This window comes from Pseudoalteromonas sp. 5Ae-yellow, from assembly GCF_014077565.1.
Classification (GTDB): Bacteria; Pseudomonadota; Gammaproteobacteria; order Enterobacterales; family Alteromonadaceae; genus Pseudoalteromonas.
This window is the reverse complement of record NZ_JACGWD010000014.1, coordinates 1-21,726: the sequence shown is the minus strand read 5'-3', so window position 1 is coordinate 21,726 and position 21,726 is coordinate 1. Positions and strand designations below refer to the sequence as shown.

22 protein-coding genes and 1 riboswitch are annotated in these 21,726 nt (G+C 39.5%); of the genes, 8 read left to right on the top strand and 14 right to left on the bottom strand.

The features are described 5' to 3' along the window. The first annotated feature begins 137 nt into the window (after positions 1–137). A complete protein-coding gene (locus H4J63_RS05940; RefSeq protein ID WP_007583746.1) occupies positions 138–326 on the top strand; it encodes a DUF3545 family protein in 189 nt (62 codons plus the stop codon). A 107-nt stretch (positions 327–433) separates the two neighbouring features. On the opposite strand, the gene ung is transcribed toward H4J63_RS05940, so the two are convergent. The 8 genes from ung to H4J63_RS05900 all read right to left on the bottom strand — a co-directional run bounded on the left by ung (position 434) and on the right by H4J63_RS05900 (position 8,276). Further along, positions 434–1,096 (bottom strand): uracil-DNA glycosylase, encoded by a 663-nt coding sequence (ung, locus tag H4J63_RS05935; RefSeq protein ID WP_182195229.1) that lies wholly within the window; start codon positions 1,094–1,096, stop codon positions 434–436. Then, positions 1,093–1,953: a cobalamin-binding protein gene (locus H4J63_RS05930; RefSeq protein ID WP_182195227.1), complete on the bottom strand. Its 861-nt coding sequence runs from the start codon at positions 1,951–1,953 to the stop codon at positions 1,093–1,095. Before H4J63_RS05930 ends, ung begins: the two co-directional genes overlap by 4 nt. Then, the gene (cobO, locus tag H4J63_RS05925) at positions 1,953–2,552 is read right to left on the bottom strand and encodes a cob(I)yrinic acid a,c-diamide adenosyltransferase (RefSeq protein ID WP_007376484.1); all 600 of its coding nucleotides are present in this window, start codon (positions 2,550–2,552) and stop codon (positions 1,953–1,955) included. Before cobO ends, H4J63_RS05930 begins: the two co-directional genes overlap by 1 nt. After that, a complete protein-coding gene (locus tag H4J63_RS05920) occupies positions 2,545–4,029 on the bottom strand; it encodes a cobyric acid synthase (RefSeq protein WP_182195225.1) in 1,485 nt (494 codons plus the stop codon). The genes cobO and H4J63_RS05920 overlap by 8 nt, the downstream gene beginning before the upstream one ends. Before the next feature lie 4 nt (positions 4,030–4,033). Further along, positions 4,034–5,038, bottom strand: coding sequence for an iron ABC transporter permease (locus H4J63_RS05915; protein ID WP_182195223.1), 1,005 nt, complete (start codon positions 5,036–5,038; stop codon positions 4,034–4,036). 1 nt (position 5,039) lies between these two features. Next, complete coding sequence (locus H4J63_RS05910; protein WP_182195221.1) at positions 5,040–5,852, bottom strand: ABC transporter ATP-binding protein; 813 nt, start codon at positions 5,850–5,852, stop codon at positions 5,040–5,042. A gap of 246 nt (positions 5,853–6,098) precedes the next feature. Further along, a riboswitch (cobalamin riboswitch) is annotated at positions 6,099–6,233 on the bottom strand. Positions 6,234–6,295: 62 nt separating this feature from the next. Then, positions 6,296–7,237 carry a porin gene (locus H4J63_RS05905; protein ID WP_182195219.1) on the bottom strand — a complete coding sequence of 314 codons (942 nt, stop codon included), beginning with the start codon at positions 7,235–7,237 and terminating at the stop codon, positions 6,296–6,298. Positions 7,238–7,403: 166 nt separating this feature from the next. Then, complete coding sequence (locus tag H4J63_RS05900; protein ID WP_024596245.1) at positions 7,404–8,276, bottom strand: LysR family transcriptional regulator; 873 nt, start codon at positions 8,274–8,276, stop codon at positions 7,404–7,406. 91 nt (positions 8,277–8,367) lie between these two features. Here H4J63_RS05900 and H4J63_RS05895 point away from each other — a divergent pair, with 91 nt between their 5' ends. Both H4J63_RS05895 and H4J63_RS05890 read left to right on the top strand, forming a co-directional pair. Beyond that, entirely contained in the window at positions 8,368–8,742 is a 375-nt protein-coding gene (locus tag H4J63_RS05895; RefSeq protein ID WP_002961378.1) for a DUF413 domain-containing protein, read from the top strand. A gap of 85 nt (positions 8,743–8,827) precedes the next feature. Beyond that, positions 8,828–10,063 carry a response regulator gene (locus tag H4J63_RS05890; RefSeq protein ID WP_076925094.1) on the top strand — a complete coding sequence of 412 codons (1,236 nt, stop codon included), beginning with the start codon at positions 8,828–8,830 and terminating at the stop codon, positions 10,061–10,063. A gap of 16 nt (positions 10,064–10,079) precedes the next feature. Here H4J63_RS05890 and rarD read toward each other — a convergent pair whose 3' ends face one another. Then, positions 10,080–10,997, bottom strand: coding sequence for an EamA family transporter RarD (rarD, locus tag H4J63_RS05885; RefSeq protein WP_024596242.1), 918 nt, complete (start codon positions 10,995–10,997; stop codon positions 10,080–10,082). A gap of 51 nt (positions 10,998–11,048) precedes the next feature. Further along, positions 11,049–11,504: a thioesterase family protein gene (locus tag H4J63_RS05880; protein WP_024596241.1), complete on the bottom strand. Its 456-nt coding sequence runs from the start codon at positions 11,502–11,504 to the stop codon at positions 11,049–11,051. A gap of 133 nt (positions 11,505–11,637) precedes the next feature. Here H4J63_RS05880 and recQ point away from each other — a divergent pair, with 133 nt between their 5' ends. The 4 genes from recQ (at position 11,638) to H4J63_RS05860 (ending at position 16,271) form a co-directional block, all read left to right on the top strand. Next, on the top strand, positions 11,638–13,461 hold the full coding sequence (gene recQ / locus H4J63_RS05875; protein WP_182195217.1) for a DNA helicase RecQ: 1,824 nt from the start codon (positions 11,638–11,640) through the stop codon (positions 13,459–13,461). A gap of 7 nt (positions 13,462–13,468) precedes the next feature. Further along, positions 13,469–13,753, top strand: coding sequence for a DUF3630 family protein (locus tag H4J63_RS05870; protein WP_182195215.1), 285 nt, complete (start codon positions 13,469–13,471; stop codon positions 13,751–13,753). A gap of 171 nt (positions 13,754–13,924) precedes the next feature. Further along, positions 13,925–15,634, top strand: a complete 1,710-nt coding sequence (locus tag H4J63_RS05865) for a BamA/TamA family outer membrane protein (protein WP_182195213.1) — start codon at positions 13,925–13,927, stop codon at positions 15,632–15,634. A 64-nt stretch (positions 15,635–15,698) separates the two neighbouring features. After that, positions 15,699–16,271 (top strand): mechanosensitive ion channel domain-containing protein, encoded by a 573-nt coding sequence (locus tag H4J63_RS05860; RefSeq protein WP_024605061.1) that lies wholly within the window; start codon positions 15,699–15,701, stop codon positions 16,269–16,271. A 104-nt stretch (positions 16,272–16,375) separates the two neighbouring features. Here the strand turns inward: H4J63_RS05860 and H4J63_RS05855 are convergent, their stop codons facing one another. The 3 genes from H4J63_RS05855 to H4J63_RS05845 are packed head-to-tail and all read right to left on the bottom strand — an operon-like array spanning position 16,376 to position 18,763. Continuing rightward, positions 16,376–17,434, bottom strand: coding sequence for a succinylglutamate desuccinylase/aspartoacylase family protein (locus H4J63_RS05855; protein ID WP_024596237.1), 1,059 nt, complete (start codon positions 17,432–17,434; stop codon positions 16,376–16,378). Further along, complete coding sequence (gene rimK, locus H4J63_RS05850) at positions 17,421–18,326, bottom strand: 30S ribosomal protein S6--L-glutamate ligase (RefSeq protein WP_002961977.1); 906 nt, start codon at positions 18,324–18,326, stop codon at positions 17,421–17,423. The genes H4J63_RS05855 and rimK overlap by 14 nt, the downstream gene beginning before the upstream one ends. A 2-nt stretch (positions 18,327–18,328) precedes the next feature. Further along, the gene (locus H4J63_RS05845) at positions 18,329–18,763 is read right to left on the bottom strand and encodes an ATP-dependent zinc protease (RefSeq protein WP_182195210.1); all 435 of its coding nucleotides are present in this window, start codon (positions 18,761–18,763) and stop codon (positions 18,329–18,331) included. A gap of 285 nt (positions 18,764–19,048) precedes the next feature. On the opposite strand from H4J63_RS05845, the gene H4J63_RS05840 reads away from it, so the two are divergent. Next, on the top strand, positions 19,049–20,020 hold the full coding sequence (locus tag H4J63_RS05840) for a zinc transporter ZntB (protein ID WP_076925088.1): 972 nt from the start codon (positions 19,049–19,051) through the stop codon (positions 20,018–20,020). Positions 20,021–20,075: 55 nt separating this feature from the next. On the opposite strand, the gene H4J63_RS05835 is transcribed toward H4J63_RS05840, so the two are convergent. Next, positions 20,076–21,260 (bottom strand): polysaccharide lyase family 7 protein, encoded by a 1,185-nt coding sequence (locus tag H4J63_RS05835; RefSeq protein ID WP_182195208.1) that lies wholly within the window; start codon positions 21,258–21,260, stop codon positions 20,076–20,078. Positions 21,261–21,726: the final 466 nt, after the last annotated feature.

The window sequence follows — 21,726 nt, the reverse complement described above, 5'->3', positions numbered from 1 at the left end:
CGACTTCATATAATCTTCGTATAAACCTTCATCAATTAATCACACTTATGTAACATAACTGTCACTTTTTTATTCTATTTTAACTAGGCCTGTGGTATAGGTATTCTTGAGGTCAATAAAATCAATAGGAGAAGTTCATGGATAGCCTAAACGATATATTAGAGATATTAGAAGGACCAGATACAACAAGGAAAACCTCTCAGAAAAATAAAAAAAGAAAATGGCGTGAAATAGAAGCAATAAAAGACAAACAGCGCCTACGTAAAGAACTACAAGAACTAGACTACTTTACAGACAGTATTGCAATTGAAGAGCTCGACTTTTAATTCAATACGCCCCAACTAAACAAAAAGGCTTCCGATATATGGAAGCCTTTTTTAATGCGCTGAAAAGAGCTGCATGAGATAAATTTATTATTCAGAGCTCAGGTTATTTACACCTGCCAGTTAATCGGTTTTTCACCTTGGGCTTGTAATAGCTCATTCGTTTTTGAAAAATGCTGACAGCCAAAAAAGCCTCTATGCGCCGAAAGCGGTGATGGGTGCGGCCCTTTTAAAACATGATGGCGAGCGCTATCTATGCCTTTACCTTTTTTTTGTGCATGTGCACCCCATAAAATAAATACCACACCTTCGCGGTATTTATTAATATGCGCTATTACATTATCGGTAAATTGCTCCCACCCTAAATGCTTATGAGAATGCGCTTGCCCTTGCTCAACGGTCAATACTGTATTGAGTAAAAACACGCCCTGATCTGCCCAGCTTTGCAGGTACCCATGTTCAGGAACAGCAAAACCGCTGATATCGGTAGCTAACTCTTTGTACATATTTTTAAGCGACGGCGGCAGCTTTTTTACATCAGGCAATACCGAAAAACACAAGCCATGCGCTTGCCCTTCTCCGTGGTATGGGTCTTGTCCTAAAATTACAACGCGGATGTCATTTAGTGCTGTGGCATCAAAAGCACTAAATACTTGAGGTTCAGGCGGATAAACAGCAACACCTTCATTGCGGCGATTAGCCACAGTCTCTAACGTTTGCTGCATGTAAGGTTGCTGTAATTCACTTTCTAAAAATGTAGCCCAATCGCTCATTGTGTACTCTTAATCTGTTTACGTGATGCGTCTATTTTATCACACATATCCGCGAGTCCATCTAGCATGCGCGGAGTAAAACGATGTAATAAATCGGCATTTACGCTAATAAATTGATCGTTTTTAACGGCTGGCACTTCTGGCCACTTTTGCCAATTAACAACCGGCTGTGATGTTTTTGATTTTTCATCAGGGATAATAATAACTTGTGGCTTAGTAACAATGACATTTTCGATACTAATTTGCGGGTAATCTGTAACGCTCTGTGCAAATACATTACTTACATGGCATGTTTCAATCAGTTGGCTTATCCACGTATTTTTACTTACTGTCATCATGGGCTCAGCCCATAACTGATAAAACCCGGTAATATTTTTTTTATCTTGCTGGCTTTTAACTATACCGTTTAGTTTTTGTGTAAATGCATTTGCCGCTTGCTGGCTTTGCTCAATATTCCCTGTAAATCCACCAAAAGTAAGTAACTCGTCGGCTACACCAGCGATTGTGGTGGGGTTACTTAAATATACTTTTATGCCCAGGCGCTCTATTTGGGCTAAATCTTCGCTTTGATTTCCGCTTTTCCACGCAATTACTAAATCAGGTTTAAGCGCCAATACTTTTTCAAGCGAGATACCGTAATAACCGCCTATGCGCTCAATACTTTGGGCCTCAGCAGGGTAGTCGGCGTAATCAACTGTGCCCACAATATTATCGCCCGCCCCTATGGCAAATAGGTTTTCGACTATATGTGGTGCAAGCGCGATTATGCGCAGCTTTTTAGAATCATTATCCTGCTCTGCAAGTGCACTGCCCGATACACTAAAAAGCAGCAGCCCAATAAAAAACGCTTTAAGCATTAGTAATCAAACCCTTCTAGCGCTTTTATGCCTGAGTCGAATGCGTGTTTTACATTACGTACTTCGCTTACTGTGTCGGCAAGGTCGGTTAAAGTACGATGCGCTGCACGCCCTGTAATAATAACTGACTGCATTGGTGGGCGGTTATTAAGCGCTGTTACCACTTCATCTAAATCAACGTAGCCGTAGGTCACCATATACGTAAGCTCATCGAGTAATACTAAATCAATACTGCTATCTGCAAGCATGCGTTTTGACTCTTGCCATGTTGCTTGGGCGGCTGCGGTATCGGCTTCTTTATTTTGCGTATCCCAGGTAAAACCGGTGTTCATTACAACAAACTCAACGCCTGCACCTTGTAATAAATTACGCTCGCCACATTCCCATGTACCTTTAATATATTGGCAAACGGCTGCTTTTTTACCATGCCCTACGCAGCGTGCTACAACGCCAAAACCCGAGGTTGATTTACCTTTACCATTGCCGGTAATTACCTGAAAAATACCTTTTACATCTTGTGCTGCAGCAACGCGCGCATCCACTTGTTCTTTTACTTTTTGTTGGCGCTGCTTGTGCTTATCGTTGTTTTGTTCAGTCATTATTGTGTCCTTCATAAATCGAGATAATTTGCTGTATGTTTAAATGCGTTTCGCACATGGTTGCTAATCGTTCTAACTGCTGCTCGCGATGAGTGGCAATACTAATTGGGTTAATTGAGGCGCTTGGTTTTACCCATTTTAAAATTTGCGATGTAGCATCGGCTTCATCAAATAAACCATGTAAATAGGTGCCTGCAATGGCGTTATCATCGCTAATAAAGCCATCAAACGTAAAACCATGTGGATGGCTTTCATCAAAGGTTAAAAATGGCTTATTAAGCGCTGCACCTTGGCTAATCCCTGCATGTATTTCGTAACCACTACAGGGTGTTTGTTGGTTATTTAAAAGCAGTGTAGCGGTTATTTTAGTTAATACTTTTTGTGCCGTCAGCGTGGTTTCAAAGTCGCATAGAGCAAGCCCATTCACTTGTTTTAATGACGACTCAATACCATCTGGATCGTTGATTGTATTGCCCAGCATTTGCATGCCGCCACAAATGCCAAGTACTTTGCCACCATAGCGTAAGTGGCGCTTAATTTGAGTGTCCCAGCCTTCATTTTTCAAAAAATTTAAATCGCCCAGCACATTTTTACTGCCTGGGAGAATTATCAGATCAACGTCTGGGATCGTTTGCGTATGGCGCACGTAATTTATATTAATGTTTGGGTGCAAACGCAGTGCATCAAAATCGGTGTGGTTACTAATGTGGGGAACAAGTAGCACTGCAATATTAATTGTGGCGTTGGTTACATTATTATCAATTGCGACGGCGTCTTCGGCATCAAGCGCAAGATCGTGCAAATAAGGTAATACGCCAAGTACGGGTTTGTTTGTGTATTCTTCAAGCCAATCAAGCCCGCCTTGCAGCAAACCTATATCGCCTCTAAAGCGGTTTATAACAAAGCCTTTTACGCGCGCCTGTTCTGACTCGCTTAGTAGCGCTAATGTACCTACCAAATGTGCAAACACACCGCCTTTATCTATATCGGCAATAATAATGACAGGGCAATCTACCTCTTCGGCGTAACCCATATTGGCAATATCGTTTTCACGCAGGTTTATTTCAGCAGGACTCCCCGCTCCTTCAACAAGGAGTAAATCAAAACGTTTAGCTAAGCGGTTATGTGAGGTAATTACTGCATCCATCGCCACTTTTTTATAGTCGTGATATTTGCCCGCTTCCATATTGCTAATGGCTTTTCCGTGAATAATCACTTGTGCGCCCGTATCGCTATTAGGTTTAAGTAAAATAGGATTAAAGTCTATTTCGGGCTCTACTTTAGCCGCTATTGCTTGCAAAGCTTGCGCACGACCAATTTCGCCGCCATCTTTTGTTACTGCGCTATTAAGTGCCATATTTTGTGGTTTAAAAGGCGCAACCTTTACCCCTAGCTTAGCAAATACCCTGCAAAGGGCTGCAACTAGGGTACTTTTACCTGCGTCGGAAGTAGTGCCTTGCACCATTAAGGTTTTCATGGAATTACACCCTTCGCTTTCTAAAAAACAATAAACTCAAAAAGAACACGCTACCAATAGCTGCAGTAATAACACCTACGGGCAGTTCTTGGTTTTTCAGCAATGAGCGCGAAAGTACATCAACCCACACCATAAATGTACCGCCCACCAAGCTGGTTACCAGTAAGCCAGCGATGGTGCCTTGGGATATAAAAAAGCGCACAATATGCGGTACCATTAATCCTACAAACCCAATACCACCACACATAGCCACCAGCACAGCGGTAATTAATGAGCTTAAAACTAGCATAAGTATTCTAAAGCGCTGGACCCTGACACCTAATGTAATTGCGCTTTCATCGCCAAGTAACATGGCATTGAGTTGTCTTCTAAAGCTCAGCATTACAAACGTACACAATGTAATTACCAATAAAGGCAACCAAAGCGTAGCCCACTGCGCACGAGCAAAGCTGCCCAGTGTCCAAAATAAAATAGCGGCTACCGCCTGAGGGTCACTCCAATAAAGCAACAAACTGGTAAACGCACTAAATAAAAACGACAGAGCAACGCCAGCTAATAGCATTGATTCTACCTGTGCACTTTGCTGCCTACCTGCAATAAGAATTAATAAACTCATAGCGAGTAAGCTACCTAATAACGCTGCTGCCGATAACATAAAACCTGCACTAATACCTGCTAGCGCCATAAGTAACACCACGCCAAATGAGGCACCCGACGATATACCAAATAAGTAAGGGTCGGCTAGGGGGTTGCGCGTTACCGTTTGCAAAATAAGCCCCGCAATGGCTAAGCCAGAGCCTGCTAAAAAAGCGAGTAATGTGCGTGGCATTCTTAGTTCAAAAATAATACGCGTATTAAAAGAGGCATCATTTGAGAGCAAAAAACTATTAAGTACATCTTGTAGTGAGGTATCTGCTGCGCCAAAACTAAGTGCTGCAAATAAGCTAAATAAAGCAGCTGCAGCACTTATAAATAGCGCAAGTGATTGGCGAGTATTAACTGTGCTCATATTATTTGTAACCATAAAAGTAAGTGATATGAGGAATGTTATTTCCCGACTTCGATATTTGCGGGTGGTTATTTACTTGAGCGCAGACACCAAAAACCTCACCTAGAATGTTTTCGGTTAATACCTCACTTGGCGCACCTGAATGCGTAATTTCACCATTTTTAATAACCACTAGTTCATCGCACATTGCAGAGGCTAAGTTTAAATCATGAAACGATGCAAACACCGTTACACCCAACGATTTAGCAAGCTCCATCACCTGTATTTGGTATTTAACATCTAAATGGCTAGTTGGCTCGTCCATTATTAACAGTTGAGGTTGCTGAACTATGGCGCGGGCTATCAAGGCACGTTGCTTTTCACCGCCTGAGAGTGATTCAAAGCTTTGATCACTATGATCTACTAACCCAACGGTATTGATAGCTTGAATAACTTTTTGTTTATCAGTGTTAGTTACTGAGCTAAATAGCGATTTATGAGGCGTTAGCCCAAGCGCAATAACATCAAATACGCTTAAGTTAAATTGCGACGGGGTTTCTTGTAAAACAACCGCTACTTTTTTTGCGTACTCATCGCTTTTTAGCTGCCAAATATCTGTGCTGTTAAATTCTACAACGCCATTACTTGGTTTATTAAAACGATATAGACAACGCAATAAGCTCGATTTACCTGCGCCATTGGGACCAATCAAACCAACAAATTTACCTGTGGTTATTTTAAGGTTTATTTTTTTGAGAATCGTTTTATTGCCAATATCCCACGATACGTTTTTAACGTTTAGCAATGGTGTATTTAATGGCGTTTGAGTGTGCAATAGTCAGTCCTAGACGGGATTAAACTCACTAAAAATGCGATAAAAATACTAATGCACTACAAGAAAAAATGAGTAAAGCCGCTCGTTAAAAGAATTCATACCAATTGCATTAAATTAGTGATTTATTATAGCGACAAATAAATAGCTTAATAACAAGGCGGAAATTATGACATATACTTGTTCTATATGAATAATTTTTAACGAAGTTAGTAAGTTATTTAATTCGCTAGAAAGATCATGTTTTTAATAAAATTGGTATTATACCATTTGTATCTGACTTAAAGCTTTGCGCTAATTACAGTTGCGGGAACAGTCGAGGACTCGCACCTCATTCCAAATGAAGCTCTATTATGGGCGGCTAAGTAAATAATTTAAAGCAAAAAAAAACCGCACTCAAAAGAGCGCGGTTAAAAAGGGAGTGTTTTAACTAATTTAGCGAATAGTTAAAACTTGTATTCCATACCTAAGCCTACGTAGTCTTGGTCAACGTTGTTGTCCATGTCGAAGCTTGAGTAAAAGCCAAATACTTTAATGTTTTTATTTAATTTGTGATCAAGACCAACTGATATTGCTGACTTATCGTCGCTGTCGTCAAAGTCCATGTCTTGGTATTGTACTTTAAATGTGTTGTTACCCATGCTGTAAGCTGCATTTAATAGATAACCATCCGCTTCTGCGCTGCCGTCAACTTTTTCTTGTGTTTGGTACATTGCACCTAACTTAAAGTTTTCAACTTTACCTTGGATTGACGCGCGTACTACATCGTAGCCATTTACTTCACTATCGGCTGCAATAGAGGCGTATACCGCGCTCTTTTTAAGTGCCACGTCACCGTAGGTCACTGCCATTGAGTAACCGTTATCAGCGTCTACATCATCTTCAGCTACAAAAGTAGCAAGTACTTTAAAGCCTTCGTATGAGTTTGATGAATAACTAACTGTATTTCCTAAGCGGTTTTCACCTTTAAATACATTTTTAATGTCGCCTTCAAGGTCGTTAAATAAATCCAACTTGCCTTGAGATTGCTTAAGCGCAGTATCGTTACGACCAATAACCACTTGGCCAAACGCACCTTTTAAACCAACGTATTGGTTACGCGCAGAAATGTTATCGTCGTTATCGTCGTTATCGCCTTTTGAATCAGCATCAGACACATCAACTTGAAACTCAAACTTATATACCGCTTCTAAACTATCATTTATTTTTTCAGAACCTTTAACACCAAGACGAGATGCATTACTTTTTATCTCAGTAAAAGACCCTTCGCCATCATCTGATGATTGCACTGTTACATTCGCTTTACCGTAAATGTCTACGTCGGCAAGTGCATTAAAAGATAAACCACTTAATAGTGCTAAGCATAAGCTCGATTTTACAAATTTCATGTTATTTCCTTGGATAATCACAAAAGACTAATTTTTAAAACTGCTGCATTTTGTCACCGCTAAATGACAGTAATATTACAATGGAAATATTAATGTCTTTTTTTGTTAATAAAAATGCATTAAATTTGAAATCAAAATAACATGAAAGCCTAATAAACGGCCGAACTTACTTACTTTTCTTTAATGACAAGCTTGGCGTCATTTGCGATAGTAAATTAACTAAGGTTTCTATTAACTCTTTTTGCTCGTTGTCTCTGTGATACGCTATAAACACGTCTCGCGAGGTATTTTCTACATCTTTAACATGAAACAGTTCACCTTTTTCTAAATGCCCTTCTACCAATACTTGAGGTATAAATGCACTGCCGCCACATTGCAGTATTAAATCAAGTGCAATACGTCCTGTGCTAGTTCTAAAGTAAGGTGGCGTTTTTCCTGTAAACTGGCGTGCATGCCAAAGAGAAAAAGTAGTTCCCCAATCAACATATACATACTGATTATCAAAAAAGTTTTCGTTGGTTGCTGTGTCATATCCGCTTACAGGAATGATTGGCAACTCACAAATTCGCTCTACTACTAACTCGTCTACTTTTGGTGGATCAAACAATATTGCCAAATCAAGCGTGCGCTCTAATAATAGTCGAGTGCTTTCTTGTTGTGCTTTAACTTCTGCAACCAACGACACGCCCGGCATCGCCGATACAATATTTGTTATACCAAACTGTAAAAAAGCATCCCAAATATTAGGCGTTCCTGCTAAGCTAATTTGCTTATGCATATTATCGGCAAGCGCAACATCTACTTTGGCGCGCTGCATACCTGTAATAATCATTTGCGCGTGCGGTAATAAGCGCTCGCCAGGTGCTGTAAGTTGAATGTTATTACGCTGGCGAATAAACAAATTAACACCAAGCCCTTGCTCTAATTGGCGAATTCTAAAGCTCACTGCAGACTGCGTAATATAAAGGTTTTCGGCCGCTTTACCAAAGTGACGCGTACGCACTACCTCAACGAATGTTTTTAATAAATCGATATCCAATTTTTTATCCTCACGATAAAAATAATTTGTTTAATAAATTGCCAAACTTGCATCATACTCCATCTAATTACTAAGGTATGAGGATAAAGCTATGAGCAATAACATTTCATTACTACGCCAAGCATTTGTTAGCCAACGTCAATTTTATGATGATCAAAACTTTCCACGAGGCTTTAGCCGCAGCGGAAACTTCACCTTATTAGAAGCCAGCATACTTGAACAACACGGAGTTGTTTTAAAAGGCTTATACAGTAAAACAATTGAGCCGCAAAACGAACACCAAGAACAGTTTGTAGCAGTCGTAACTGGCTCACAAGAACCTACTAACCCAATCGAACGAGCTTGGGTAAAATACTTAAAGCTAACGACCTGTAAAACTAAATTTCATACTTTATTTGGCCGTTCAAAAATGTCAGGGCCAGCACCAATTAGCCAAGAGTATTATTCAGAAGCGGATAACCTGTAAGTACTTAAGTTATTTGCTTTTTTGCGTTTTAACAGTTACAACTTGTATAAGCAAATATTTTTGCAAAATATAAACAAGGTGTTACGTGACGCGAAAAATACTAATAGTTGAAGATACACCTGCAATGGCGCGAGTGCAAAAGCACATCGCGCTTAAAGCAGGTTATGAAGTTGATATAGCTGAGTCATTAGCACAAACAAAAGAGCTTATAAGTAAAAATAGCTACTTTTGTGCTGTAGTCGACTTTATATTACCTGATGCCCCATCTGGTGAAGCAGTACCGTGTACTGTTAAGGCTGACATTCCAACTATTGTAATGACGGGTAATATTGATAAACAAACCCGCGATACAGTCGAAAAATATCCAATCATTGATTACATCATTAAAGAAAACAAACAAGCGTATCAATACCTCGAAAGACAATTACTTAGATTAACTCGCAACGAAAATGTAAAAGTGCTTGTTGTTGATGATTCTGCATCTACACGTACTTACATTTGCAGCTTGCTTGCACGTCATAAATATCAAATTCTACAAGCCGAAGACGGTATAGAAGCACTAGCCGCGCTTGAAGCCTCACCTGATATATCTGTAATTATTACTGATAACGAAATGCCAAACATGAATGGTGATGAACTATGCACTGAAATTCGTCGTTTATATGACAACGATGAAAAAGTGATTATTGGTGTTTCTGCCGCAGACTCGTCTGATTTATCAACGTTGTTTTTAAAAAATGGTGCAAACGACTACCTTCGTAAACCTTTTTATAATGAAGAGTTTTATTGTCGTCTAAGCCAAAACGTCGATATGTTAGAGCTCATGGCCACAATAAAACGGCAAGCTAACACTGATTATTTAACTAATTTACCTAATCGCCGTTACTTTTTTGAAGAAACCAATAAGTCACTTAAAAAGATTAAAAGTAAGCAAGGTTCAGGATCCTTAGCAATGCTTGATATTGATCATTTTAAAGTGATTAATGACACACACGGACATGATGTAGGCGACGAAGTATTAAAAGGGCTTTCTATTTGCTTTAGTAAATATTTTAAAAAGTATTTAGTAGCGCGTTTAGGTGGTGAAGAATTCGCAGTGTACTTTGCCGACACTGATAAACAAGAAGCACTAAAAAGGCTTGAAGGTTTTAGGTATTTTATAGAAATGAATAGCCAAGAATTTAGTAAAGCTAAAATTAAATTTACTATCTCTATTGGCTTCTCAAACGGGCCTGTTTATCAAATTGATGAACTATTAAAACAGGCCGATTTAAAACTTTACGATGCTAAAGAATCTGGTCGTAATAAAGTAGTTAGTTAACCATTTTATTAGTTAATTATACTTCTGCGGCTGTAATCGCCGCTTTTTTACGTTTACGTGATTGATGATAAGAATCCCAACTAAAAATAGCTAATGCACTCCAAATACATGCAAACGTTACTACACGCTCCGCATCAAAAATTTCACCGTAAAACACCACTGCCAATATAAACATTAGGCTTGGTCCAATGTACTGAAAAAAACCAAGTGTAGTGTATTGTAAGCGCTTAGCTGCACCGGTAAAACACAGCAGGGGTAATGTAGTTACAATACCGGCACTAATCAGTAATGCATTTGTATGCCAATCGTTGGCTGGGAGGCTTGATGTTGCTGTAGGCACCATTAACCACCAATAGATGAGTGCAACAGGCAGTAATATAAGTGCTTCAAGTAAAATACCAGGCAGAGCTTCAACAGGTAACTTTTTACGTATTAAACCATAAAGCGCAAACGATATAGCCAATGAAAATGCAACTACCGGAAACGAGCCAAAACTAATTAGCTGCAGTACAACACCACTAAAGGCAAGTGCTACTGCTACGCCTTGAAACTTACGCAGGCGTTCACCTAAAAAGAGCATTCCCAGCAATACATTTAAAAGAGGGTTTATGTAATAGCCCAAACTCGCATCAAGCATATGGTTATTATTTATAGCCCATATAAATAAACCCCAGTTAAACCCAAGCAGTGCAGAGGTAATGACAAGCATAAGCAAAAGCTTAGGCTGAACAATGATGCGTTTTACTTTGTCCCAATACTTTAAAATACTTACTACCAGTACTAAAAATACAACCGACCAAACAACCCGATGCATTAAAATTTCAAAGGCAGTAACATGCTGAATTAACTTAAAGTATATTGGCGCAAGACCCCACATAAAAAAAGCAAGACAAGCAAAAATAGCACCTTTACGCTGCTCGGTATCAATCGACATAATAAACACTTAGTGATTTAAAAGGCCGCTAGTTTACTTGCCACGCGCGTTTTATCCAACTAAATACGTACCGGTTCCAAAAGCAATTTGAACAGACTGTTCGTTATGTAATTCCATTCTGCATACACATACTTTATTACCTGAACGAATAAGTGTTGCGCTGGCAGTAAAGCTCTCTCCTTTACCAGGGCGCAAATAATCAGTACGTAAGTCGATAGTCCCAAGCGTGGCTAATTTTGTTTGCACACTTGTGATATCTAAATCGGTGAGTTTATCAATTACACTTGCTGCAGCGAGCATACCGCCTACATTATCAAGTACGGCTGAAATAACACCACCATGGAGTATTTTTTGCGCAGGATTACCAATTAGTACATCCTGCCACGGGAACGTAATTTTGGCCTGTTCAGGGCTTAACGACTCAACCGATATTTGTAAAAACTGGTTAAACGGCATGCCATTTACAAATAACGCGCCCACTTGTTCAATTAACATTTCTTTATTCATTATTATTCTCTATGTCAAAACAGGTAAGATGAGTAAAACATACATAGTGTAAAACTACGAGACTCCACTTAAATAATTTATCAAGTAACTCAGCTAAAGACATCTCACTAAAAAACCACTAAAATACCCGCCAATGAATACATCAACTCCACCTTCTAGCACCCTTGTGCGTAAACCCGAAACTGTCCTCAAACAAGTGTTTGGCTACAGTGAATTTCGCGACGGTCAAAAAGCAGTTATTGATGCCGCTATTAACGGTCAAGACTCGCTTGTATTGCTTCCTACTGGCGGCGGAAAATCGGTGTGCTACCAAATCCCTGCTTTAGTACTCGAAGGCGTAACCATTGTTATATCTCCGCTTATATCGCTAATGCAAGATCAGGTAACGCAACTGCAAGCTCTTGGGGTAAAAGCCGCTTACGTTAATAACAGCTTAGCACGAGAAGAACAGCAATTGGTGTATCAACAGCTTCATCAGGGGCAAATTAAGCTCTTATATGTGGCGCCTGAAAAAGTATTACAACACGAATTTTTAGAGCGTTTATCGCATTTAAATGTGAGTTTATTTGCTATTGACGAAGCGCACTGTGTGTCGCATTGGGGTCATGACTTTAGACCTCATTACTTTCGCTTAAACGAATTAAAGCAACGTTTTGCACATGTCCCAATGATGGCATTAACCGCCACCGCCGATAAAGCCACACGGTTTGATATAGTTGAGCAATTAAAACTACAACAGCCTTATATTCATACTGGCAGCTTTGATCGCCCCAATATTCGTTACACCATAGAAGAAAAATTTAAACCTATGGTGCAATTGCTTCGCTACCTAAAGGAGCAAAAAAGCCAAAGCGGTATCATTTATTGCACCAGCCGTAAACGCGTAGACGACATTGCTGAAAAGCTTGCAGATGCAGGACTAAACGCTGCCGCTTATCATGCTGGTATGAGTAACGAGCAACGACAATTTGTACAAACCGGGTTTGCCCGTGACGATATACAGATAGTGGTCGCAACCGTTGCTTTTGGCATGGGCATAAACAAGCCTAATGTGCGTTTTGTACTGCATTACGATATTCCAAAAAGTATAGAGTCGTACTATCAAGAAACAGGTCGAGCTGGGCGAGATGGACTTGCCGCAGAAGCTATAATGTATTTTGATCCAGCTGATATTGGTCGCGTAAGGCGCTTTTTTGAAGACATAGACGACGAACAACGCCGCCGCGTAGAAGAACAACGCTTTAACGCAATGGCAAGCTTTGCCGAAGCGCAAACATGTCGTCGTCAAATATTACTTAACTACTTTAGTGAATATCAACGCGAACCTTGCGGCAACTGCGATATTTGCTTAAATCCGCCAAAAAGCTTTGATGGTACGTTAGTCGCCCAGCAAGCACTTTCGTGTGTGTACAGAGCGGGACAACGTTTTGGACTTGGTTATATTGTTGAATTACTTCGCGGTGCAAACACGAGCCGCATCCGCGATAATAATCATCATGAGTTAAGTACCTACGGCATAGGTAAAGATAAAAGCAGTGAGTTTTGGCTCAGTATTTTACGCCAACTTATTCATCAAGGCTTACTTAGCCAAGATATAACACAAGGTGCGTCACTTAGATTAACAGAAGCCGCTCGTGTAATTTTAAAAGGTGAATACGCACTGCAATTAGCCGAGCCACGCCTGCAAGCCAAACACGTTTATCAAGATAAGTTAGCGCAATTTAATTACGACAAAAAACTGTTTGCTCGCCTGCGCGCACTACGTAAAGAACTTGCTGATGCCGATGATGTACCACCTTATGTGGTATTTAATGATAAAACGTTAGCCGAAATGGCGCAGCTTATGCCAACAAACGACAGTGAATTTTTAAAAGTGTCGGGTGTGGGTTTTACTAAGTTAAATAAGTACGGCGGCGAATTTTTAACTGCAATTCGCAATTACCTAGCTACAAATTAAGAATGTTATGACCCAAATAGAATATGACCACGCCCATAAATACATTTTAATTACGCCAGTCGAGCCTCCACACGATGAGGACTTTGAACTGTGGAGCACACTCTTTTTACACTCGGACGATGTAACACTCAATGAGTATTCTGCAGGCGCCGATCGCCATCAAGTCCGCTTTACCTATAATCAGCAGACCTTTAATTTAAACTATGAGCATTACAGCCAAAGTATTTGGATTAATGCCGTAGGTCATGAAGCTGAACACTTACTCGCCGCTTTAGCATTTTATTTAAGTTAGCTTTTAATACCCCGCCCACAGGCGGTTCTAAACCAGGTTGGTTATTAACATAAGTGAATATGAGTAACAATTAATTAGTTTCAAAATCCATACCTTTTACTTACATTATAATAACAATGATGTAAGCTGATATTACGATAGTCATTTGCTACGTAGCAGTAAAGAGGTTTAATGGTGAACAAGAAATGGATAGCACAATGTTGTATTAGCTTAACGGTTTTAAGCTTTTATGTGCCTAATGCATTCGCACAACAATCTTCAACGAAAACTGATAACTGCCTTGTAGAACAGACAGATTTAAGCACAAATAAAAACTTACGCCGAGAAGTTCAAGACAAAACAACCCTCACGCACAGTAATAGTAACGCTAAAATAGCCTCAATAAAGCTCAAGCAACTTAATGTATTTAATACTGAGCTTGAAGAGGAAAATAATGCTTTATTCCGTTTTGCTAATCGCGCTCACATTCAAACAGAGCCCGATGTCATTAATAACCTTTTATTATTCTCCCCAGGTGACAAGTACGACGCTAAAAAGCTCGCAGAATCTGAGCGTTTACTTCGCAAAGAAAGCTACTTATATGATGCACAAATTAGTGCTACCGAAAACTGCGACGGCGACGTTAATGTAGAAGTGGTTACCCGTGATTTATGGACACTTTTACCTGAAGTGAACTTTAGTCGGAGCGGTGGAGAAAACAAATCGAGTATAGGTTTTAGAGAATCTAACCTGCTTGGCTGGGGTAAGCGCCTTTCTTTTTCGCGCACGACTGACAGCGATCGCAGCGGTTACTTATTTGTTTACGACGATCCTAATATTTTATCTACTCGCTACCGAGGCCGTTTAGAGTACGCCGATAACAGCGACGGCAAGCGCCATTTGCTTGAGCTAACCTATCCATTTTACGCAATTGACACCCCCTTTAGTTACGGTATTTTAAGCTATTCTGAGCAGCGCGAAGAGTCACTATATAAACGCGGCGAAGAGTTTAGCGAATTTGATCAAACTACCGATTTAAACCGTGTATTTATAGGACACTCTAAAGCGCTTAATAATAATTGGACCCAGCGACTAACGTTAGGCTATACCGACGAGCAGCATACCTTTGAAGCTATAGACACCACATTTGCACCACTTGCCGATGACAGAAGTTTAAGTTACCCCTTTATAAGCGGCCATTGGTTTGAAGATAACTACATAAAGGTACGCAATTTTGACAGTATATCTCGCACTGAAGATTTAAATTTAGGTTGGAATATTAAAAGCTTAATTGGCTATTCAGATGAGTCATTAAGTAATGACGACAGCCGCGCGGTGTATTCTTTTAACTTTAAAAAAGCCCACTTTACTAACGATAATACCTTATGGCGTTTTAGTGCTGATATTGATGGCTATTGGAATAAAGAACAGAAAAAACTCGAAAACTTTATGGCCACCAGCCAAGTACAATATTATTTAAATACCAGTGAAGACCAATCTTGGTATGTTAAAGCCCGCGTGCAATACGCAAAAAACCTGACTGCTGATCAACAACTTACTTTAGGCGGCGAAACAGGCCTGCGTGGTTACCCTATGGATTATCAACATGGCGACCGTAGCTTTTTAGTTAATCTAGAAAAACGCTATTACTGGGAGTACGACTTACTACAATTATTTAAAGTGGGTGGCGCAGCTTTTGTAGATGTAGGCAGAGCATGGTTTAACGATAAAGATAATGGCGAAAACGCACATGTATTAAAAAATATAGGCGTGGGTCTTCGTTTAGCACCAAGTCGTGCAAATTCAGGAACCATGATCCACATTGATATTGCAGCCCCAGTCGATAGCTACGACGATGTAGACTCAGTCCAGTGGCTAGTAAGCGTTAAAAACACTTTTTAAATAATACAAACACGTTAAACTAATACCAATTGCATTAAATTGTTATGAAAGTTCAGGACCTAATGTGGAAATAATAGAAGTTTTAGAATTGTTTGCATCACAATATAAGTTAGTTGTAACTATAATCGCTATTTTGGTTTTCCCTCTTCTATTAAAAATAACCAAAAAACTACTCGAAAAAGCGATTAAAGGCAAAGTAGATTTACACCGAAAATACCGTGCAGAGCTTTTACTAAAAATTATACTCGCCTTTGTAGTACTGTGTTTGGTTTTAGTATTTTGGGGTATAGAGCTGCGTGGTTTATTGGTTTTAGGCTCTTCTTTATTTGCCATGTTAGGGGTAGCGCTTTTTGCCGCTTGGTCATTATTGAGTAACCTCACCGCATTTTTACTGATGTTTATTCAAAACGATTGCCGCGTTGGTTATTGGGTACGAATTATTGATGGTGCGAATCATGTTGAAGGGCGCATTGTTGAAATGGGCTTAATGAATGTAGTACTTGAACATATTGATGGGCACCGTGTAATTTACCCTAACAATTTATTTGTGACCCGTCCTGTCATGGTTTTAAATAAAGAACCAAAGCCAACTAAACCCCCTGTTATAAAGCGTATTATTGGTCCTAAAAAAACATAGTTTAAAAAGCATCGTTGATAAAGCAATATCCACAAAAAAGCCGCAGTAAGTAATTACCTACTGCGGCTTTTTAATGCTTAGCTAAACAGAATTTAGTTTAGCTATTAGTTATTTAGTTCAGCTGTTTTAAGCTCGTCATCTAAATCATTTATTTCATCAATAAAGTTCTCTAGTTGCTGCTCTACTAAACTATTGTCATTTGCAAAGTAAGCAAGGTGGAATACCGCGTCACCTTCATTTACTAATGGCATAGTTTGCTGACCAATAACAATCCCGCCTTTGGGCGCTAAAAGTTCAAGCTCAGAGTCGCCTAATGGGCTACTAATATAAGCAAGTACTTGCCCTTTAGTCACATGCTCACCTAGTGATACTTGTGCACGCACAATGCCATCAACCTCTGCACGTATCCAACTAGTCGAACCTGCAATGATAGGATCTGGTAACTTTTTAGGACGCTTGCCACGGATCATTTTTAAATGACGCATAACATAATCAACACCCTGCACACCTGCCGCAATAGCTATAGGATCAAAACGCAGTGCTTCACCTGCTTCATAGGTTATAACCGGTATACCTAGGTTTGCAGCTTCACTTCGTAATGAGCCATTACGCAATGATGCATTTATTACCGCTGGTGTACCAAATGCTTTAGCCATATCAGCCGTTGCTTCATCTTCTAAATTAGCGCGAATTTGCGGTAAGTTAGTTCGATGAATAGCGCCAGTATGTAAATCAATAATGTGAGTACAATGTACTGCCACTTGATTAAAAAACATATAAGCCATACGCCCAGCAAGTGAGCCACGCTCAGAACCTGGGAAACTACGGTTCATATCGCGTCGGTCTGGTAAATAACGCGATTTATGAATAAAGCCAAACACATTCACAATAGGCACAGCTATTATCGTACCACGCAGTTGGCTTGGGTCTATTTTAGCAATTAACTGACGCACAACTTCTACGCCATTTAGCTCATCACCATGAATCGCTGCACACACCATAAGCACAGGACCTTCCATTACACCGTTAACCACTTCAATAGGAATATTAAGTGGTGAATGGGTATAAAGTTTAGCTGCCTCTAAGGCAAGTGTTTTACGCTCGCCTACGCCTACACTCTCTCCTAATAAGGAAAAAGGACGGTTAATTTTAACCTTTGCCACGTGTTGCTGTTCCTTTACTTGAAGCATTTTTTTCGATGAAATCAATCACCATGCCTGCAATGTCTTTACCTGTTGCTATTTCAATGCCCTCTAAACCTGGTGATGAGTTAACTTCCATCACAAGTGGTCCACGAGATGAGCGAAGTAAATCAACTCCCGCTACGTTTAAGCCCATTGATTTAGCCGCTGCTACTGCCGTTTTACGTTCTTCTGGAGTAATGCGAACTAACGTAGCGCTACCACCACGGTGAAGGTTAGAGCGGAACTCACCTTCTTGTGCTTGGCGCTTCATAGCTGCTATTACTTTATCGCCTAGTACAAAACAACGTATATCCGCGCCACCTGCTTCTTTAATGTATTCCTGAACCATAATATTAGCTTTTAAGCCCATAAATGCTTCAATAACACTTTCAGCCGCTTTGCGTGTTTCAGCAAGTACAACACCAATACCTTGTGTGCCTTCAAGTAATTTAATTACAACAGGTGCACCGCCTACCATTTCTAGTAAGTCTTTTACATCATCTGGTTTGCTCGCAAAACCTGTTACTGGCATACCAACGCCTTTGCGCGAAAGTAACTGAAGTGAGCGTAATTTATCGCGCGAACGAGAAATAGCGACTGATTCGTTTACTGGGTAAACACCCATCATTTCAAACTGACGAAGTACCGAACAGCCATAAAATGTAACCGATGCACCAATACGCGGGACGATTGCGTCAAATTCTTTTAAGTTTTCACCGCGATAGTGAATTTCTGGTTGCTCCGAGTTTATATTCATATAGCAGCGTAATGCATCAATCACCTTAACTTCGTGACCGCGTGCTTCTGCCGCCTCAATTAAGCGACGTGTTGAATATAGTTTTCTGTTGCGAGATAAAATACCGATTTTCATAGTTAAACCTTACGACCTAATAGTTGAGATAAAGCCGGGTCAACGACTATACGATTTTCCATGGCTGTACGCCCTAATAACATTCTAAACTTCATTGTTGCACGGCTTGTTAAAGTAAGCTCTATCGGCCAACTATGCTCGCCTGCATGCAATGTAGTTTCTATAAAATAGCGTAACTCTTTTTGCCCACTTGAGCTGGTTACGTACTTCATTTTTTTAACTTTTGCCTTGCAAGTGACTTGCGTTTGCTCATCATCCTGCAATGGTTGGGCCGTAAATTTAACCCATTTCTCTGAGTCAACTTCGTATTCTTCAATGTTAATTGCATGAATACATGAAGTGCGAGCGCCTGTATCAATTTTTGCTTTTACATCGTTAATACCAAGCTCAGGTAAACTTAACCACTCACGCCAACCAACTGTAATCTTTGCTGTCATAAATGTGCCCTTAATAAAAAAGTGACTTATACGCTACAGGTAAAAAAACACCAACGAAATAAATTTATCTAGTCGATTAGTAAATTAAATTGATCTTTTTAAACAACTAGTCACACAATGCACGCCTTACTGAACAGTACTTTATGCTACTTTGCTCAGCCCCGAGGCTCTGCATTTATTTAGTTGTTCAAACTTAACTTATTAAAAATAAAGGTAAGTTTAAAATACTTAAGTAGATACACTATAGTTAACGGTATTAAAAATACACTATTATGAGAAATAATTATGATTAATGGTTTACTACATGCACTTGTACTTGATGGACAAGGCGGCGCTCGCCCTATTGAAAGCACGAATGAGCTAAATAGCTGGCAACCAAGCCAAGGGAAACTTTGGGTGCACATGGACTATAGCCAAAGTGAGGCGGTTGAGTGGCTCAAGGCACAGCCTCATTTAAACGATTACGAATTAGACTCTTTAATTGCTGATGAAACACGACCACGTATTACAGCAACAACTAATGGGCACATGTTATTTTTACGTGGTGTAAATTTAAACCCAGCACAAAGCCCTGAAGACATGGTTTCAATTCGTTTATTTATTAGTGAAAATATCCTTATTACCACCCGTAAGCGCCGTTTATTATCGGTGCAAGATACGCTTGCGTGTTTAAATGAAAACAAAGGTCCATGTAATATTTCTGAGCTAGTATGCTCCATTACACAAAAACTAACCTCTCGCATGCAAAGCGTTATTGATTCACTCGATGAAACACTCGATGAGTTTGAAGAAGAAATAGATGAACCTAGTAAAAGGTTTGATAACCAAGGTTTATCACAGTTACGCCGTCAAACAATTGCCTTAAAACGCTATTTAAAACCGCAAAAAGAAGCCCTTAGCTCAATGGTAAATAATCACTATTCCTGGCTGTTGGATGACGATAAAGCAAAACTTAATGAAACGACTAACTTACTTATTCGTTATTTAGAGGAGCTTGATAGCTCGATTGAGCGTGCGCAAATCATTCAGCAGACAATCACTAACCAAGTCTCTGAACAGTTAAACCAGCGAATGTATGTTATGTCAGTAGTAGCGGCACTTTTTTTACCGCTAGGCTTTTTAACTGGCCTGTTAGGTGTAAACGTAGGGGGTATTCCGGGTACCGAAAGCCCTTATGCATTTAGTGCTTTTGTCATATTTTTAATTGTACTTACTGGTGGTATTGGCGTGTACTTTAAAAATAAAAAATGGCTATAAATTAAAGCAATTTTAGTATGGCCACTCAATTGAGTGGCCATGATTGAGTAGCTAATTAATTAGTTTCTCGAGTATAACTAACATTCGTCATCGTTACTTTAGATTCTGTAATCCCTAAATCTTCAAAGCACTCTTTGAAAGAATCCGAATTACCCGATTCCCCACACTCATCCAATGTATCAGGGTCTTGTGATTGTAGGTAATTACCAAATTTAAAGTATGACTCTGAGTCATCTTCTACAGGTATACCAAATGAGCGACCTAGTGCGCTAACATCAACATCGCCATAATTGTTTTCAACACGTAGAGTAAACGAGCCACCACTAGTAATAGTACCAAGGGCAAATTTTTCTTCGTTACCGCTTGTATTTCGCAGACGAACATAAACGTCAAAAATGCCATTTCCAGCTACACTGTCATCAAACCCAGATTCATCTGTATCTGAAACATACACTTTAGAAATTGTCCCGGTATCGCTAGCATGGTGCTGAGAGATAATTGTTTTACCACCATCTGACATTTCAACTTTTACAGTTGCCTCAAAAACCTCATAGGTTTCGGTCATTGCAACACGTGCACTTTCTTTAACTTTATATTCATGACGCCAGCCATTCCCGTTTGGAGTGATATGACGCGCTTCTAAAGGAACAAACTCCAAAGTATCGCTATTTACTAATGGATGAGGATCATTACCTTCAAGATCAAAAATACTACCGTTGGTGATGTTACTCGCTATACCAGAGCCACTACCCGTATCACCGCCGCCAGTATCACCACCTGTGTCTCCACCGCCAGAAGAACTCCCCTTAGTTAACGAAAAGTCATCAAAACGAACATCGCTTGAACTCTTATCATGCTTAGCAAATACTTGTAGTGAACCAGTGTTAGCCGTGGTGAAAGTTTTAGATACTTTTGTCCATGAAGAAACATTGAATTTCTCACTTTTAAACAAACCATTAAGATCATTGATCCCGATTTGCCCCTTACCGAGTACATAGGCACTTAACGTGTACTGAGTATTTCGATCTACATCTACATTTTGATAAACACGCCCTGGGCTACCTTGTATTTTCAGTGATTTAGAGCCTTTATACGAATCTGAAGATAGCGCTGCAGGCTCTGTTTCATTCCAATTACTCCAGCCACCTTCAAAACCTGAATTTTCAATCGAGGCAGCGTGCACAAAAGAAGTACTTGCAGCAACTGCAGAGCAAATAAGTAACTTTTTAAATTTAACCATTATTTTTATTCCTTTAAACCTGAATAATAAGCAACCTTACAGCTTAGCTTGGCGATAAAAACCAAACCTAGATCGCATCATGTAAACAGACTTTTAAACCCAAAAAAATTGGTAACAACAAAAAAAAATTTGAAAATAAAAAACCTTTAAATTGGTATTACCAAAACGATCACCTAACCGGCAAAACAAGGCTATATTTTTTGTTACCAATATGTCAACAAGTTAATTGTTACCATGAAAACTATAAAACCGCTAAATGGATATATTTAAAATACAAAAAAACACTTTAAAAACAGAATGATAAAAACGTAGTGATTTCTATTTACACTATGTAATAATTTTTAAATTCAAGAAAATAGTAGTACCTAAAAAAAACCACTATTACCAATATTTAACGCAAAACTTAATGCCTTATGAATAAACACCGTTATTTCATGATAAAATTGTTATCAAAACAGACTGGTAT

Coding starts and splice junctions, on each gene's coding strand:
- H4J63_RS05870 (WP_182195215.1), top strand. CDS start 13,469: ATGACCCAAATAGAATATGACCACGCCCATAAATACATTTTAATTACG.
- H4J63_RS05895 (WP_002961378.1), top strand. CDS start 8,368: ATGAGCAATAACATTTCATTACTACGCCAAGCATTTGTTAGCCAACGT.
- H4J63_RS05905 (WP_182195219.1), bottom strand. CDS start 7,237: ATGAAATTTGTAAAATCGAGCTTATGCTTAGCACTATTAAGTGGTTTA.
- H4J63_RS05865 (WP_182195213.1), top strand. CDS start 13,925: ATGGTGAACAAGAAATGGATAGCACAATGTTGTATTAGCTTAACGGTT.
- H4J63_RS05835 (WP_182195208.1), bottom strand. CDS start 21,260: ATGGTTAAATTTAAAAAGTTACTTATTTGCTCTGCAGTTGCTGCAAGT.
- H4J63_RS05840 (WP_076925088.1), top strand. CDS start 19,049: ATGATTAATGGTTTACTACATGCACTTGTACTTGATGGACAAGGCGGC.
- recQ (WP_182195217.1), top strand. CDS start 11,638: ATGAATACATCAACTCCACCTTCTAGCACCCTTGTGCGTAAACCCGAA.
- ung (WP_182195229.1), bottom strand. CDS start 1,096: ATGAGCGATTGGGCTACATTTTTAGAAAGTGAATTACAGCAACCTTAC.
- cobO (WP_007376484.1), bottom strand. CDS start 2,552: ATGACTGAACAAAACAACGATAAGCACAAGCAGCGCCAACAAAAAGTA.
- rimK (WP_002961977.1), bottom strand. CDS start 18,326: ATGAAAATCGGTATTTTATCTCGCAACAGAAAACTATATTCAACACGT.
- H4J63_RS05880 (WP_024596241.1), bottom strand. CDS start 11,504: ATGAATAAAGAAATGTTAATTGAACAAGTGGGCGCGTTATTTGTAAAT.
- H4J63_RS05930 (WP_182195227.1), bottom strand. CDS start 1,953: ATGCTTAAAGCGTTTTTTATTGGGCTGCTGCTTTTTAGTGTATCGGGC.
- H4J63_RS05920 (WP_182195225.1), bottom strand. CDS start 4,029: ATGAAAACCTTAATGGTGCAAGGCACTACTTCCGACGCAGGTAAAAGT.
- H4J63_RS05940 (WP_007583746.1), top strand. CDS start 138: ATGGATAGCCTAAACGATATATTAGAGATATTAGAAGGACCAGATACA.
- H4J63_RS05915 (WP_182195223.1), bottom strand. CDS start 5,038: ATGAGCACAGTTAATACTCGCCAATCACTTGCGCTATTTATAAGTGCT.
- rarD (WP_024596242.1), bottom strand. CDS start 10,997: ATGTCGATTGATACCGAGCAGCGTAAAGGTGCTATTTTTGCTTGTCTT.
- H4J63_RS05845 (WP_182195210.1), bottom strand. CDS start 18,763: ATGACAGCAAAGATTACAGTTGGTTGGCGTGAGTGGTTAAGTTTACCT.